Genomic DNA, 14955 nt, shown 5'->3' with positions numbered 1-14955 from the left:
GAATCGGTGCACGCCCAGTTCGACAAACTCCTCGACACCACCGGCAGATCACTGCCGAAAGTGGCCGCCTACCTCGACGACGCCCGCGCCGACCTACTCGCCTTCACCGCCTTCCCACAGCAGATCTGGCGCCAGATCTGGTCCAACAACCTGTCAAGCCCCGGGTTTGATGGAGAGTTGGTTATCTGGTTTTCAGGGGTGCGGTGACCGGGCGGGTCATCGTGTTCCGCTCCGGGTTTGACGGAGATATCGAAACCTGGGAAAGAGTCTCGCTATGCCGCACCGAAGAAACTGTGACATGTGACTTGCGGCACTTTATCGCCTCGGAGTGAATAGGACATTAACGCGCTTTCGAGTGCTTGTCCGAAGTGGCACTCGAAGACCTCTATTTTGCGCTTCAGTGTCAAGTGGCCCTGCGGTAGGCGAACGGCATGAAGTCCGCCTACCAGTCAGTATCGCTCTTTCTGCTTTTAGACCGGTTGAATGGCCACATGGTCGGCGCTTTTCCTAAGAATGTGCTGTGTGTCAACTGTGCGGGCCTGCGGGTGTGGTCACAATTCTGCATCGCCCGGCTGCAAGATCATTGATTGGATGGTGACTGCTGAGTAACAGTGTGCGCAGCCTTGAAGGGTCGGGCTTTTTCATTTCCCTCTTCGATCCGGTTCACCTTAATTTCTGCTGCGTGAGGGTTCACTGTGCACATTGGTTCCAGGCGCCATCTGTTCGATAGGCGCTTATTCACTACTCTCCGGAGGGAAGGTGGTGATCGGCGCCTAACCGCCCGTTTTGCCGTCTTAACCCTTCTCGCCGCGGCAGCCGTGGCCGTACCCGCGGTTGCGGTCGATCCGGTGCCGGCCCAAGCGGCACCGGCTGCGTCGAAGGAGTCCTTCGAGCGGTCCGATCTGGTCTCGGCGCGGCTTGCGGCCGTCGCCACCGGTAAGGACATTCTGGTCACCGGTCTGACGACGGCGACGTCCCTGACGTACGCGTCACCGGACGGCTCGCTGCGTTCCGAGGTATCGGTGATCCCGGTCCGGGTGGCTCAAGGCGACGGCATCTGGGCCGATGTGGACTATGACCTGGAGAAGGTGGACGACGGCTGGGCACCGAAGGTATCCCCGTCCAAGGTCGTCTTCTCGGCCGGTGGCGACGGCCCGGCTGTGAGCTTCGGCTCCGCGTCCCGTGGCTTCGACCTCTCGTGGGCGAAGTCGCTGCCGGAGCCCACCATCGACGGCAACAGCGCGATCTATCAGCTGACCGACAACGAGGCGCTCGTACTGACGGCGACGTCCGACGGGTTCGAGCAGTCGCTGAAGCTGACCGCGGCGCCGAGCTCCGTGCCGAAGCAGCGCCTCGGGTTCGACATGACCGGCGTCACCATGATTCGGAACTGGATCATTCGGTGTTGCAGGCAGGCGGGCGCGGGAATCCATCGATAGAGTTATCCCTGGCGGCAACTGATGGAATTCCGCACCTGCCCTGCCGTCATCGTTGCTTGAACCGATCTTCATCCAGTCTGCCGCGCTATGTACCGAGCAACCCAGGTCCGTCTCGGTGAATTTGCTGGGTTTGTTGCCGTTAAACGATTCCGGACCAGGTCATGCTCCAGATTTTTCATCGCCGTTCTGCTTCACAGATCTGGCTCCGGAGGGTGGCGCCAGCCAGCGTTCGGATAGCACGACCCGCCGGCCTGCATCGGTTGGTGCGGGCCGGACTGCGCCAGCGACTCCCCCAACCGACTTTGGATGCCTACTATGACCGGATGATCGACCTGGACCTGGCCAGCTTCAGCTCCGACAGCGGTGATCGGGCCAGCCGGTTCCAATCGACCGCGGCAAAGGTGGATGAGACGCCTGACCGGTGTTGACGGCTAAGAAATTCCGCTCGGAATCACCAGCTAACTGGCCGGCTCTCTGTTGCTGCGCGACCTTCGGGCAGAGCAGCCGTCGGCTGTAGCCATCACTGGCCGCAGCGAGTCACCCGTCCTCCTGGCCGCGGCTGCGAGTAGGCGGGCCCGAGAGCTGCTCGACGAGATCGGCTTCAACGTGCAGGTCGTCGGCAAAGGCTTGCCCGCCTCGATCCAGATCGGCTGGCTGCGGGTGGTGACGCGGATGAGCGGCTTCGGCAAGATCCGCCGCCGTACCGACCGCGACATCACCGTCATCGACTTCCGCCCTCACTTACCGGTGATGGTAGTCACCTTCCGCGGCCCCATCCAGCGAGCACGAACCCTATATTTTTGAGAAACCCGGTCCGCTACTCTCCGACTCAAATGACAAATACTGCCGGTCGCTCTCATTAAATTCTGGAAGGATGTCGATAATAATGTTGAACGCGGAAAGGGGTGGAAAAGTGGATGTTTATGTGCGCGTGGACCGTATCGAAGCCGTCATCTGGTCGAGTATTTCGCTGCCCGGCGGCAGGGAGGCCACGACAGTCAAGGTGCCGAAATCCCTCCGCCCGTGGTCAATTGCAACGCTTTCGGTTCCGCTCAGCGAGCAAGTAGGCAAGGATGTGAACTTTCTCCGTCGCCTGAGTCGCTGGCTTCCGATCTTCACCCTTCTGGCCCAAGTCGCCGTCCTTGGGATGGGGGCATGGGTCATGATTTCAGGATGGTCGAGCGGCGCGGAATCCGAGGGGTTGAGCTATATTCCCTTCCTTATTATGGGTGCATTGATGGTGCCCCTACCGCTGATTCCCGGAATTTTTGCAGTGAGGCGCAGGGTTCCACGCGTGGTGAACGAGTGGCTGATCATTCCGAACTCAGAAATGGAGGCGGCGATTAGGTTTTCTGATTTAAATTCACCGGAGGTGGTTCAGGTCAAGGCCGCTGCGTAATACTACGGCCGCAGGGATGGCGCGCGCCCCGTTCGTGGCGCGGGCTGCCCGGCGAGTGGCTTGGCCTCGATGCACCGATTAGGATTGATTCGGCGGGACCCCGGATATAGAAAGTGCCCTCTGAACTGCAAGGATAGGAGTTGCGACGCTTCTATCACTCGGTTCGAGAGGGCACCTCACAGGTGAGATTACGCTATGCCGTGCCGGCCATGGCCGGCACGTTCGATGACCCGAATCTGGTGTCGTGTGCCGGGCTGGTGCCGGTGATGCGGCTGGCCGAGCAGGCCGGACTGCATGACGCGGTCTCCGAGCGGGTGGGCCTGCCGACGGACAAGGGTGCGAACCCGGCCGGGAAGGTCGCCACGATCGTGGCCGGGATGCTCGCCGGGGCGGACAGTATCGATGACCTCGGTATCGCCCGGGGATCTGACGGATGCCCAGTGGGAGCTCACCGAGCCCGATGCTGTCGCTGCGGAAGTGGATGGGCCGCCCTGAGAAGCATCCACGCAGGGTGATGGTGGGCGCGATCTTGTATGTGGTGCGGACCGGGTGTGCGTGGCGCTACCTGCCGGCGGATTTCCCGCCTTGGGAGACTGTGTATGGCCGGTTCCGGCAGTGGAACAGGCGCGGAGTCACCGAGAAGATCCTCACTGAACTCCGCGAACAGGTGCGTATCGCTCAGGGTCGGACCCCGGAGCCGAGTGCGGGAATCATCGATTCTCAGGCCTGGTCAGAAGTACTACCTTGCAAAGAAAGTAAGGCCCCACTCTATGAGTGGGGCCTTACTTTATGGATCTTCGTCGAGCTCGACTCCAGGGAGTCTGGCTATCATGTGGCACATGAACACTCATCTGCGCATGAGTGCAACGTTTGCGTGTCCGGAGGGGGACTTGAACCCCCACGCCCGATAAAGGGCACTAGCACCTCAAGCTAGCGCGTCTGCCATTCCGCCACCCGGACTTGCTCGTCTAGCTTAGCGGCTCGTTGACCCCGGCTTTCACCTGGGTTTCGCTTGCCCCGTCGGCCTGACAGGACAGAACAGTACACGGTCCTCGGCGGGGGTCGCGGAGGGGGTGGGGGTGAGGACATTCGGGGGCATAATGGGCGAGGCGGGTGGGGTGGCCTGGTGGAAGGGGGAGGGAGCGGGCAGCATGGCGGGGTGTCGCACCCCTCGCCGCTGAATCCTGCTCTTGAACGTGCCCATGCGCTGGTCGCCGTCGGTGATCTGGCCGGGGCCGCGGAGCTGCTGCAACGTGCTGTCGAACTGGGGCGGGTGAACCTTCGGCAGGATGATCCGGCGGTGCTGGGGGCGCAGCGGGAGCTGGCCTCGGTGCTGCAGCAGTCGGGGGATACGCCGGGGGCGCGGCGGGCGCTCGAGGAAGCCTATGCGGCGGGGCAGCGGGCGCTCGGGGATGCGGATCCGCTGATGCTGCAGGTCTCCTATGACCTCGGGGTGGTCGCGGAGCAGCTGGGGAACCGGCATGAGGCGCGCCGGGCCTTCGGGCGGGTGGCCACTCACGGGCCGGCGGTGCTCGGGGTGGGGCACTGGGCCGTCATGCGGGCGCAGAGCTACCTGGGGCAGGATCCGACGGCGCTGTTCAGTCCGATTCCGGTGCAGCGGGCGGAGCCGGGGAGCGGTGGGCCCAGGGTGACGCCGCCGCAGGCCCCGCAGGTGACGCAGATCCCACCGGCACCACAGATACCGCAACCACGCGTGGAGCAGCCGCCCGTGGAGCAGCCGCCCGTGGAGCAGCCGCGCATAGTGCAGGCGTCCGTGGAGCAGCAGCCCGTGAAGCAGCCGCGTGTGGAACAGCCCCGTGAGCAGAGTGCCGCGATGCAGAAGCCAGGGGAGCAGAAGCCAGGGGAGCAGGGGGCGGCGAGTCCGTGGGCGCCTGAGGGGGATGCCACGGGGAGCGGGGAGTTTCGGGGGGAGTCGGCCTGGGGAGCCGGGACGCCCCGAGGGGATGCGCCGGTGGCGCCGGTTCATCAGGCGGGGCCCGTCGTTCTCGGTGGGGCGGGGACGGCGGAGGAGGGCACCGGGTCCGGGATCTTCCACCGGGGGCCGGTGGAGCCGATCGTCGTGCGTCGAGCGGGTGAGCAGCAGCAGGAGCGGAAGGCGCCGCCGGCGTTGATGTTTCCGGGGTTTCCGGGGATGTCGGCGGGTCAGGAGGAGGAGGCCCCAGCCGCCGCGGAGCAGCCCTGGAAGCCGATGACGCTTCTGGACGGGATGGCGTCGGCCGAGGAGGAGCAGGAGGAGCAGGAGAAGCCGCGGCCTGAGGGAGTGGGCGCGGTCATCGTCTCGATGCCGGGTTCGGCGTCGATTTCCCGGGTACGTCCGGAGCCGAGTGTCGTCCCTGAGCCCGAACCGGCGGAGGCGCCGGTGCCCGAGCCTGCGGAGGAGCCGGCGCCTGAGCGGGTGCGGGAACCCGCGCCTGTCGTGGCCTATGAGCCCGATCCTGTGCCGGAGCCTGAGCCGGCGAAAGAGCCGGAGCCGGAGCCGGCAAAAGAGCCCGAGCCGGAGCCGGACGTCGTGGCGGTGGAGAGTGAACCGCACGAGGTCCCGAGTGATGTGTCGATTCTGGACGCGGAGACCGGGCGGGGAGCACTCGACGGGGCGACCTCGGTGATCCCGGCGTTGCGGGACGTTCCGCTGCGGGAGGAGTCGCGGGCGGAGCCGAAACGGGAGAACGCCTGGGCGGACTTCGAGGGCTGGGGCCCGGCACCGGGACAACCGGCAACGCCGGCACCGGCACCACCGGACTGGGGACAGCAGGCGGCACAGGCGCCGGGCTGGGGACAGCAGGCGGCGCAGGCACCGGGGTGGGGGCAGCAGGCAGGGCAGGGGCAGGCGCCGGCGCAGGGGTGGACGGAGCACGCGCCCGGGGTCAGCGGGCGCCTCGACGCCGTTGCGCCCGGGGTCACCCAGCGGCCCGAGGAGCAGCAGCCGGTCGACCCCTGGGCCGACGCGCAGGGGCAGGCGGGCTACCCGGACGGCCAGGCCTACCAGGGTGGATATCCCCCCAACTACCCGGCGGGGGGCTACGGCGGGCAGGTGCAGAGCGCGGGCTATGGCGGGGGCCACTGGCCGAGTGTCCCCGCTCATCCGCAGGGCGCCTCTTCAGTGATCGGTGGGATGAGTGGCTCGTACGATAAGAAAAGCGACGAAAGCGGAAGTCGCCGTGGTGGAGCGGCACTGTTCGCGGTGATCGCGGCCTCTCTCGCGGCGATCGTGGCGGTGGCGGCGCTGGTGTTCACGCTGGCGAACCGGACCGAGCAGCAGCAGCCGGCGGCCGGCGGGGGTGACGGTGGCGACGTTGGCACGCAGACCAGCGTCGCGCCGACCGGGCCGGTGCTCGCGGGGGATCCGCCGACCGGGGTGAAGCTCGCCGATCAGGGGAGCAGCATCGAGGTGAGCTGGACCGATCCGGCGGCGGGGTCGGTGTCGTTCATGATCACGATGGCGCATCCGGGGGAGCAGCTGAAGCCGGTGAGTACCGTCGGTCCCGGTCAGACGTCCCGGAAGGTGGACGGACTGAGTTCGGCGCTGGACTACTGTTTCGCGGTCGTCGCGGTCTACAGCACGAACACTTTCGCCTCGTCACCGCAGGTCTGTACCGATCGTGGCAAGAAATGACGACGGTTAGTGCCGGGTATCGACGATATGCGTAATCCCCCTATGATGGCCTGCGTTCTTGACGAGGTGACTTGACGAGGCGAACGGGGAGGACAGCCGCAGTGAGCAGCACGGACGCAGCGCCGGAAGGGGCTCGTGGCAGACGGCTGCCGAGCCGGGGGTATCTCGTCACGATGGGGACCGTCGTGGCGCTCGCCGCGGGGCTCGGACTGACCGTTCTCGGGCTCGGTGCCGCCGACGAGGCGGTGGCCAGCTTCGACGCGGCGTCCTGGGTGTGGAGCCGCGCCCAGGGCGAGGTGGCCCGGGTGAACGGCGTGACCGCGAAGATCGACACCCGGGTGGACGTGGGGCAGGCCAAGGGGCACGCGCTCCAGGTCAGCCAGAGCGACCGGTTCGCGATCCTGCGCGACGTGAACACCGGCGCGATCGGCACCATGGACCTCACCGACCTGCAGGCGTTCTGGAACTCGCAGGCCTCGCCGGGCAACGGCGTGAGCGTCGCGCTGCACGACGACGCGGCCTTCGTGATCGACACCACGCAGGGCAAGGTGCAGCAGATCGACCCGTCGTCGCTGCAGCCGATCGGCGAGGCGCTGGCCTTCCCGCCGGGGATCACCGCGGGAGCCTTCGACGACGCGGGCCTGCTCTGGATCGCGGCGCCGAGCGAGGGCACGGTGACCGGGATCCAGCCGGCGCCGGTCACCACCGACGGCGTCGCCGGGACCACCGGGCCGCAGAAGGTGCGCACCGAGACGGTCGCCTCGCCCAGCCACGACCTGAAGATCACCACCCTGGACGCCGGGGTCGGCGTGCTGGACAGCACCAACAACGTGCTGACCCGGGTGACGATGACCGGCAAGACGCCGGTGTCGCTGCCGCTGACCGGCCCGGCGGACGTCCCGGCGCACACCGACGGCAGCGTCATCCCGGTGACCGTGACCTCGACCCGGCAGGTCCTCGGCGTCGGCGCGCAGAGCGTGCAGGCCACGTTCACGGTGCCCGGCTCGGACGACACCACGCTGCAGCCGGCGGTGGCCTGGGAGGGCTACTACTACGTGGCCGAGGAGGACGGTGACACGGTCCACGTCTTCGACGCGGCCGGCACCGCCCAGGAGGGCATCGAGTTCCAGAAGCCGGGCGGCTCGCTCGAGCTCGAGGTCCGCGAGAGCTACCTGTTCATCAACGCCCCGGGCTCGTCGACCGCGCGGGTGGTGGACGACTCGCACGGCGTCCGGACCGTCGACAAGTACGCCGACGACGTGCTCGGTGGCGACGCGCCGCCGGTGACCACGCCGCGGGTCACCCCGCCGAAGAAGGAGACGAAGCCGAAGGTCACCAAGCCGGGCGCGCCGAAGAACGTGCGGGCCGCGGCGGGCAACGCCGAGGTGCGGGTGACCTGGCAGGCGGCGGCCGACAACGGCGCCCCGATCAGCAAGTACGTGGTGGTCGGCAACGGCCAGACGATGACGGTCGGCGCGGACCAGCGGTCGGTGACGGTCACCGGGCTGACCAACGGTGAGACGTACACCTTCGAGGTGCACGCGGTGAACAAGAAGGGCGACGGCCCGGCCAAGGCCAGCAACCCGGTGAAGCCGACCTCCGAGGTGCCGGACCCGCCGGGCACCCCGGTCGCCGAGGCGCAGGCCGACGGCACGGTGAAGGTGACCTGGCCGGCGGCGAACGGGCAGGGCCTGGAGATCGAGCGGTACACGGTGACCGCGGTCTCCGAGGGCGGCGGCGCGCCGGTCGGCGACGCCGACGACACCACGATGATCGTCCCGGCCGGGACCCTGGAGTACGGCACGGCGTACTCGTTCACCGTGGTCTCGGTGAACGAGCGCGGCGCCGGGTCGAAGACCTCCGAGGTCTCCAACAGCGTGGTGCCGTTCGCCAAGCCGGAGAAGCCCGCCGACCTGGACGCGGCGACCGTCGGCGGCCAGGCCGGCGCGATCAGCGTGACCTGGACGGCGCCCGCCGAGAACGGGCGGCCGATCAGTAAGTACGTGGTCACCGCCGGTGGCAAGGAGACCGAGGTCACCGCGACCTCGGCGACGCTGACCGGGCTCGGCGACGGCGCGACCGTGCAGGTGTCGGTGGTCGCGGTCAACGAGGCCGGCGAGTCGGAGCCGGCGACCGCGTCCGCGCGGACCGTGGCGGCGCCGGCGATCACCCTGACCGGGACGTCGACGACGTACAACACCGGGACGGTAGCGTTCAGCGTGGACGCCGGGGGCGGCACCGCCACCTGTTCGCTCGCGGTCACCGGCGGCGGCACCGGCTCGTCCGGCAGCTGCACCAGCCTGAAGGCGACCAAGCTCTCCCCGAGCACCAGCTACACCTTCACCATCACCGCGAAGAACGCGGCGGGCCAGGTCACCAAGGCGTCGACCAAGACGACGGCCGACCTCTACGGGACCGCGACCTGCATCAACGGTGACAGCGGGGACCAGAAGACGTACTGTGACTCGGACGTCGACGGGCGCAACGGCAACGAGATCTTCAGCGTCACCCGGCAGGACGACGACAAGCAGGTCGGCTGGGTGAAGAACGGCGTCCGGCTCAAGACCTACTGCAAGAAGTCGGGCGACGAGGTCTACGCGTACGTCTACAACGACGACAAGAAGAGCACGTGGTGGGTTCAGATCTCGTACGAGGGCAAGAACTACATCCCGTGGGCGTGGCTGAACCTGGACGGCGGCGACGACCTCTCCGACCTGCCGACCTGCTGACGACCCTGAGGACCATCGCGTGAGTCAAGAAATGCTGCCACCGGCGTACGTCCGTGGCTTCGCCCAGGTCGCGGGCCAGCTCGCCGAGCGGATCGGGTCGGTGGTGCTGGGCAAGCCGGAGGTGATCCGGCTGGCCCTGACCGCGCTCTTCGCCCAGGGGCACGTCCTGCTCGAGGACGTGCCCGGGGTGGGCAAGACCACGCTGGCCCGGGCGCTGGCCGCCTCGATCCACGGCCAGTGGCGGCGCATCCAGTTCACCCCGGACCTGCTGCCCTCGGACGTCTCCGGCGTGACCATCTTCAACCAGGCGAGCCGGGCCTTCGAGTTCCACCCGGGCCCGGTCTTCGCGAACATCGTCATCGCCGACGAGATCAACCGGGCCTCGCCGAAGACCCAGTCGGCGCTGCTCGAGGTGATGGAGGAGCGGCGGGTGACCGTGGACGGCGTGCCGCACCCGGTGCCGCAGCCGTTCCTGGTGGTCGCCACGCAGAACCCGGTCGAGATGGACGGGACGTACCGCCTGCCCGAGGCGCAGCTGGACCGCTTCCTGGTGAAGCTCTCGGTCGGCTACCCGGACGAGGAGATCGAGATCGAGGTGCTGCGCGGGGCGGCCGGCCGGTCACCGGACGGCCTCGAGCCGATCACGGACACCAACACCATCAGCGAGATGGTCAAGATGGCCCTCACCGTCCATGTGGCGGAACCCCTTTACGCGTACGCCGTCCGCCTGGCCGCCGCGACCCGGAACCACCCGCACGTCCGGGTCGGCGTCAGCCCGCGCGGGGTGATCGCGCTGACCCGGGCCGCCTGCGCGTACGCGCTGATCGACGGCCGCGGCTACGTGCTGCCGGAGGACCTGAAGACGCTGATCGAGCCGGTCTTCGGGCACCGGGTGCTGCTCTCGCCGGACGCGCAGCTGCGCGGCGTGACCCCGTCCACGGTCCTGCAGGAGGCGATCGCCTCGGTTCCGGTGCCGCTGCCGGCCACCGCGTGACGCGTCGGGGTATCGGGCTGCTCGCGGGCGCCCTCGTACTGATCACCGCCGGATTCGTCTACGGGTATCCGGACCTGGCCCTGCTCGGGGCCGCGGCGCTGATCGCCACGGTCTGCGCGGTCGCCTTCGCGCTGTGGCGGCCCCGCCTCGGCGTCACCCGGGTCGCCGAACCGGACCGGGTCGGCCGCGGCGAGCCGGCCCGGATGACGCTGACCGTCCGCAACACCAGCCGGCTGCGGGCGGCCAGCCTGGTCGCGGTGGACCGCTGCGGGCGGGACACCGTGCCGGTTCCGCTGCTGCGGCTGCGGCCCGGCAACGACACCACCGTCGCGTACCCGGTGCCGACCACCCGGCGCGGCATCATCCCGATCGGCCCGCTGCGGGTCGTCCGGGGCGATCCGCTCGGCCTGGTCAGCCTGGCCCGGACGTACGGCGGCGTGGTCGACGTCTGGGTGCACCCGCGGATCCACCCGCTCCAGGCCACCCCGGCCGGCGCGGCGCGCAGCCTGGACGGCCGGGTGGACAAGGTCCCGCACGGCAACATCACGTTCGACTCGCTCCGGGAGTACGTGATCGGCGACGAGATGCGCCGGATCCACTGGCGCAGCTCGGCCAAGGTCGGCGAGTTGATGGTCCGCGAGCAGCTGGACACCGCGGAGCCGACGATCGTGGTGCTGCTGGACGACCGGGCCTCGGCCTACCCCGACCCGGAGCTCTTCGAGTACGCCTGCGAGGCGGCCGCGTCGGTCGTGGTGGCCGCGGTCCGCGAGGGGCTGCCGGTCGGGCTGCACCTGGTCGGTTCGGTGGCGACCGGCCCGTTCCTGGACGTGCTCACCGAGGCGCAGCCGGGCGCGGGTGACCTGGGCGCCCGGCTCGACCGGCTGCGCGCGCACCGGCTCGGCGACACGCTGATCTACCTGACCGGCACCGGCGCGGTCGGTGACCTGGGACTGGTCGGGGCGCTGCGCGGGCCGTACCCGGTGATCGTCACCGGGATCTTCGGTGATCGGGGCGCCGCTCCGATCACCGGCGGCGGCCGGATGATCGTGATCGAGGCCGCCGACGGCACCGAGTTCGCCGCGGCGTGGGACGGGGTACGCGGGTGGTGAAGTTCCTCAAGGGGGCGATCGTTCCCCTTGCTCTCATCGGCATGCTGGCGCTCAGCGGCGTCGTGCTCGGCCGGATCTACGCCGACGACCTTCTGGTACGCCTCGTCGCCGGCGCGGCCCTCGGCTCGATCGGCTCCGGCCTGGCGACCCGGCGGCTCCCGCCCTGGACGGCCGCGCCGGTCTCGGTGCTGCTGCTCGCCGTCTGGACCGTGGTCTCGCTCACGCTCGCCGCCGCGCAGGCCGGCCTCACCGACCCGTTCCCCACACTGGTCCGGGACGCCCTGGTCAACGGCATCCCGCGGTTGCTCACCGCGCTGATCCCGGTCGAGGCGACGCCGGACACCGTGGTCGTCCCGGTGATCGCCACCTGGCTGGCCGGGCTGGCCGCGGCCGAGGTCGGGGTACGCGCCCGCCGGGTCCTGCTCGGCATGGTGACGCCGGTCGCCCTGTACGCCGGCGCGCTCTACGTGGTCGGCCCGAACGCGGACGCCGCGGTGGGCCCGACCCTGGCCTTCGCCGCCCTCGCCGCGATCGCCCTCTTCCGGGTGCAGGCGCCGGCCGACATGCCCGCGGCGATCCGGACCCGGGCGGTGGGCGGCGCGGCGGCCGGTCTGGTGGTGCTGATCGGCCTGGTCGCGGTCGCCGGGCCGTGGATCAGCGGGCAGGTCTCGGTCAGCCCGGCCGACCCGCGCCGCTACGTGGAGCCGCCGCAGGTGGACAGCCTCGACGAGAGCCCGCTGAACCGGATCTCCGGCTGGATGCTCGCCCCGAAACAGGAGCTCTTCGCGGTCTCCGGCGACATCGGCAAGAGCGCGCGGATCCGGCTGGCGGTCCTCTCCGACTACGACGGCGTCACCTGGAAGGTCGGGGCGACGTACCGCAACGCCGGCCGGGTGCTGCCCGCGCAGGCCGACCTGCCGGGCGCGGAGATCACCGACGTCGAGCAGACGATCACCGTCTCCGGGCTGACCGGGCGGCTGATGCCGGCGATGGCGACACCCAGCGCGGTCTCCGGGGCGCGGGTCGCGTACGACGCCACCACCGGCACGCTGATCCGCCCGGAGGGGCTGACCGGCGGGCTGACGTACACGGTCACCTCGCGGGTGCAGCAGCCCGACCTCAACGAGCTGCCCACCGCCGACGTGCCCTCCGGGGAGGCGGTCGCGCGGTACCTCTCCTTCGGCACCGGGGTGCCGGACTCGATCCAGCGGCTCGCCGACCATCTCGCGGACGGCAACGGCGCGCCGTACGACCGGGCCGCCGCGATCGAGGACTTCCTCGCCGAGCATTACAAGGAGACCGCGGACGCGCCGAGCGGGCACGCGTACCCGAACCTCGCCTACTTCCTCTTCGGTCCGCGCGGCCAGGGCGGCCAGGAGGGCACGTCGGAGCAGTTCGCGGCGTCGTTCGCGCTGCTGGCCCGCCTGACCGGGCTGCCCAGCCGGATCGTGGTCGGGTTCACCGCGCCGTCCGGCGGGGGAGAGGTCACCGGCGGCGACGCGATCGCCTGGCCGGAGGTCTACTTCGACGACCTGGGCTGGCTGCCGTTCGACCCGATGCCGAAGAGCGACGACCCGACGCCGGTGGAGGAGGACTTCACGCCGAAGCCGACCACGCCGCCGACGACCCCGCCGGACAGCTCCACGCCCTCCACCGATCCGGCGCCGTCGGCCTCCGCGGTGGCCGCGGCGCCGGCCACGGGTGGTGGCGCGTCGACCCTGGTCGTCGCCTCCGGCGCCTCGGGCTCCCTGCTCCTGGTCCTGGTGGGTGCCGCCTTCGCGGTGGTCCAGCTGCGTGCTTCCCTCCGCCGGCGACGGCTCTTCTCGGGTACGGTCGACGACCGCATCACCGGCGCGTGGCGGGAGTTCACCGACGCGCTGCGGTTGGCGGGGCAGCCGGTCCCGTCGCACATGTCGGCGACCGAGATGGCGTCGTATGCGGCGGACGTCCCGGTGCTCCGGCCTGCGGCGCCCACCCCTGCCGATGATCTTCCACCGCTGGACGGCCTGGTCGACGCGGTGAACACGGTCGGGTTCGCGCCCGGCGCGGCCGCCCCCGAACAGGCGGAGAAGGCGGGGGCGCAGGTCGTCGCCTACGCCGCCGCCCTCAAGGAGCGCCGGTCCTGGTGGCGCCGCCTCTGGTGGAGCATCCACCCGGGACCGCTGCGCTGGCACCGCTAGCCCGTGTTCGGATCTTCATCGGTTCTCATTGATCGAACCCGAACCACTGGACCAGTGGGCCCGCGGTCGCGGAGATCAGGCAGGCGGCGGCGATGATGGTGAGCGGGCGGACGTACTCGTTCGCCTTCTCACCGGTCACGCCGCGCCGCAGCTGCATCGCCATCTGCGCGCCGACGATCAGCAGGCCCGCGACCGAGGCCGCGCTGACGCACCACGCGAGCAGGTTGAGCAGCTTCATCACCGGATCCTCCGGGTCACCGGTGTTGACCTTGAAGGCCTCGATCGCGGGTGGGCTGTAGGTCTCGGCGCCGCCCTTGGGCCAGTCGCACCAGAACTTGCCGTTGGAGACGAGGCCGTTGAAGTCGCAGTTGTGCGCGTCGGTGACGTCGATGTCGTTCACCGTGCGCGAGTCGCTGCCGATGATGAACATCTCGAAGTCGACGTAGACGCTGTCACCCTCGGTGTAGTCCACGGCGAGCAGGAACGTCTTGTTCCGGTCCGCCGCGATCCCGTCGTACTTGGGTGTGCAGTTGCGGTCACCGCCGCCGGCAGGGTACTTCTTCATCGTCGTGGTGCTCTTGAGACAGATGATGTACCAGTACTGCGCGCTCTCCGAGTCGAAGTCCACCGTGTACGTGCCCGGGGAGTTCGGCGCGGGCTTGGTGTCCGCCAGCGCGGCGCTCGGCGTCAGTACGGCCAGCGCTGCGGCCAGCACCGCTCCTAGGATTCGCCCTGGTCGGCTGAGCATTCGTCTCTCCACCCTCTCGCTCGTCAATCCGGCACCCGCTCTACGAACCGTCCGGAGAGGGGTTCGGCGCGGGTGCCCGAACACGAGCGGTCGGGTCGGCCAACGGCGAGTGAACGGCTTCTTCAACCCAGGGTGATCGGTTCGAGGATGCCGCTGACGGTCTGCTGCTGGAGCTTGGCGGCCGCCCTCGCGGCATCGGGGCTGGCCGGTTCGCCCAGCGCCCCACGGCGTTCCGGCATGGCGGCGTTCCGGCGGGACGTATGCAATGGCGCGTGGCGGGGGCGACACACGGTGAGCTGCGGCGTTGCGGCCGCGGTACACGGTGAGTTGTGGCGGGGCGGCCGCGGTACACGGTGACTCGAGAAGGGGCTGATCCGGCGCACGTTGCGGTCCGCAGGGGCGGTGTGAGCGCGCGATCCGTTTCGTGGGGGCGCTGGAAGCCCACGATCACGCTGGGCGTGGGGCGGTAGGGGCGCACGATGACTGTTCGAGGGCTTGCAGCGCCCTCGGGTGGGCGCTGGAGCCACACGATCACGCATTGTGCCGCCGTGTCGCCCGTGCAAGCGGTTGACGTGTGCGCCTGTCGCCCCTGGCCGGTGACGTGCCCCTGGCCGTGACGCGGCGGCGGGCGGCGCGGCGGTGGCGGGCGGCGCGGTGGCGGGCGGCGCGGCGGCACAATGCGTGATCGTGTGGCTCCAGCGCCCACCCGAGGGCGCTGCAAGC

General features: G+C 69.4%; 10 protein-coding genes, 1 tRNA gene and 2 pseudogenes. 11 read left to right on the top strand and 2 right to left on the bottom strand.

Annotation, left to right across the window (positions count from 1 at the left end; translation table 11 throughout):
* The 6 genes and pseudogenes from AB0M08_RS45995 to AB0M08_RS45970 form a co-directional block, all read left to right on the top strand.
* A partial coding sequence (locus AB0M08_RS45995) for a transposase (protein WP_364508258.1) occupies positions 1-207 on the top strand: 207 nt, incomplete at its 5' end.
* A 641-nt stretch (positions 208-848) separates the two neighbouring features.
* Positions 849-1439, top strand: coding sequence for a hypothetical protein (locus AB0M08_RS45990; protein WP_364508255.1), 591 nt, complete (start codon positions 849-851; stop codon positions 1437-1439).
* A gap of 477 nt (positions 1440-1916) precedes the next feature.
* The gene (locus tag AB0M08_RS45985) at positions 1917-2243 is read left to right on the top strand and encodes a hypothetical protein (RefSeq protein ID WP_364508252.1); all 327 of its coding nucleotides are present in this window, start codon (positions 1917-1919) and stop codon (positions 2241-2243) included.
* A gap of 109 nt (positions 2244-2352) precedes the next feature.
* The gene (locus AB0M08_RS45980; protein ID WP_364508249.1) at positions 2353-2838 is read left to right on the top strand and encodes a hypothetical protein; all 486 of its coding nucleotides are present in this window, start codon (positions 2353-2355) and stop codon (positions 2836-2838) included.
* A 209-nt stretch (positions 2839-3047) separates the two neighbouring features.
* Positions 3048-3260 (top strand): annotated as a pseudogene (locus AB0M08_RS45975) (IS1380 family transposase); the annotation flags it as partial.
* Between the two features lie 11 nt (positions 3261-3271).
* Positions 3272-3472 (top strand): annotated as a pseudogene (locus AB0M08_RS45970) (transposase); the annotation flags it as partial.
* Between the two features lie 241 nt (positions 3473-3713).
* On the opposite strand, the gene AB0M08_RS45965 reads toward AB0M08_RS45970, so the two are convergent.
* Positions 3714-3798: transfer RNA gene (locus tag AB0M08_RS45965), tRNA-Leu, on the bottom strand.
* A gap of 199 nt (positions 3799-3997) precedes the next feature.
* Between AB0M08_RS45965 and AB0M08_RS45960 the strand changes: the two genes are divergently transcribed.
* From AB0M08_RS45960 to AB0M08_RS45940, 5 genes are all read left to right on the top strand, one after another.
* Positions 3998-6472 carry a tetratricopeptide repeat protein gene (locus AB0M08_RS45960; RefSeq protein ID WP_364508247.1) on the top strand — a complete coding sequence of 825 codons (2475 nt, stop codon included), beginning with the start codon at positions 3998-4000 and terminating at the stop codon, positions 6470-6472.
* 173 nt (positions 6473-6645) lie between these two features.
* Positions 6646-9201: a fibronectin type III domain-containing protein gene (locus tag AB0M08_RS45955; protein WP_364508244.1), complete on the top strand. Its 2556-nt coding sequence runs from the start codon at positions 6646-6648 to the stop codon at positions 9199-9201.
* A gap of 31 nt (positions 9202-9232) precedes the next feature.
* Positions 9233-10195 carry a MoxR family ATPase gene (locus AB0M08_RS45950; protein ID WP_364508259.1) on the top strand — a complete coding sequence of 321 codons (963 nt, stop codon included), beginning with the start codon at positions 9233-9235 and terminating at the stop codon, positions 10193-10195.
* Positions 10192-11304: a DUF58 domain-containing protein gene (locus AB0M08_RS45945; protein ID WP_364508241.1), complete on the top strand. Its 1113-nt coding sequence runs from the start codon at positions 10192-10194 to the stop codon at positions 11302-11304. Before AB0M08_RS45950 ends, AB0M08_RS45945 begins: the two co-directional genes overlap by 4 nt.
* On the top strand, positions 11298-13484 hold the full coding sequence (locus AB0M08_RS45940) for a transglutaminaseTgpA domain-containing protein (protein ID WP_364508238.1): 2187 nt from the start codon (positions 11298-11300) through the stop codon (positions 13482-13484). The genes AB0M08_RS45945 and AB0M08_RS45940 overlap by 7 nt, the downstream gene beginning before the upstream one ends.
* A gap of 25 nt (positions 13485-13509) precedes the next feature.
* On the opposite strand, the gene AB0M08_RS45935 is transcribed toward AB0M08_RS45940, so the two are convergent.
* Positions 13510-14199: a hypothetical protein gene (locus tag AB0M08_RS45935; protein ID WP_364508235.1), complete on the bottom strand. Its 690-nt coding sequence runs from the start codon at positions 14197-14199 to the stop codon at positions 13510-13512.
* Between the last annotated feature and the right edge of the window lie 756 nt (positions 14200-14955).

This window comes from Actinoplanes sp. NPDC051851 (genome assembly GCF_040681165.1).
Taxonomy (GTDB): Bacteria; Actinomycetota; Actinomycetes; order Mycobacteriales; family Micromonosporaceae; genus Actinoplanes.
The sequence above is the reverse complement of the archived record's forward strand: the minus strand, read 5'-3'. Positions and strand labels throughout refer to the sequence as shown.

What these genes read in the sequence shown, in the direction of transcription:
- AB0M08_RS45955 (WP_364508244.1), top strand. Translation starts at nt 6,646, where the DNA reads ATGGGGACCGTCGTGGCGCTCGCCGCGGGGCTCGGACTGACCGTTCTC.
- AB0M08_RS45950 (WP_364508259.1), top strand. Translation starts at nt 9,233, where the DNA reads ATGCTGCCACCGGCGTACGTCCGTGGCTTCGCCCAGGTCGCGGGCCAG.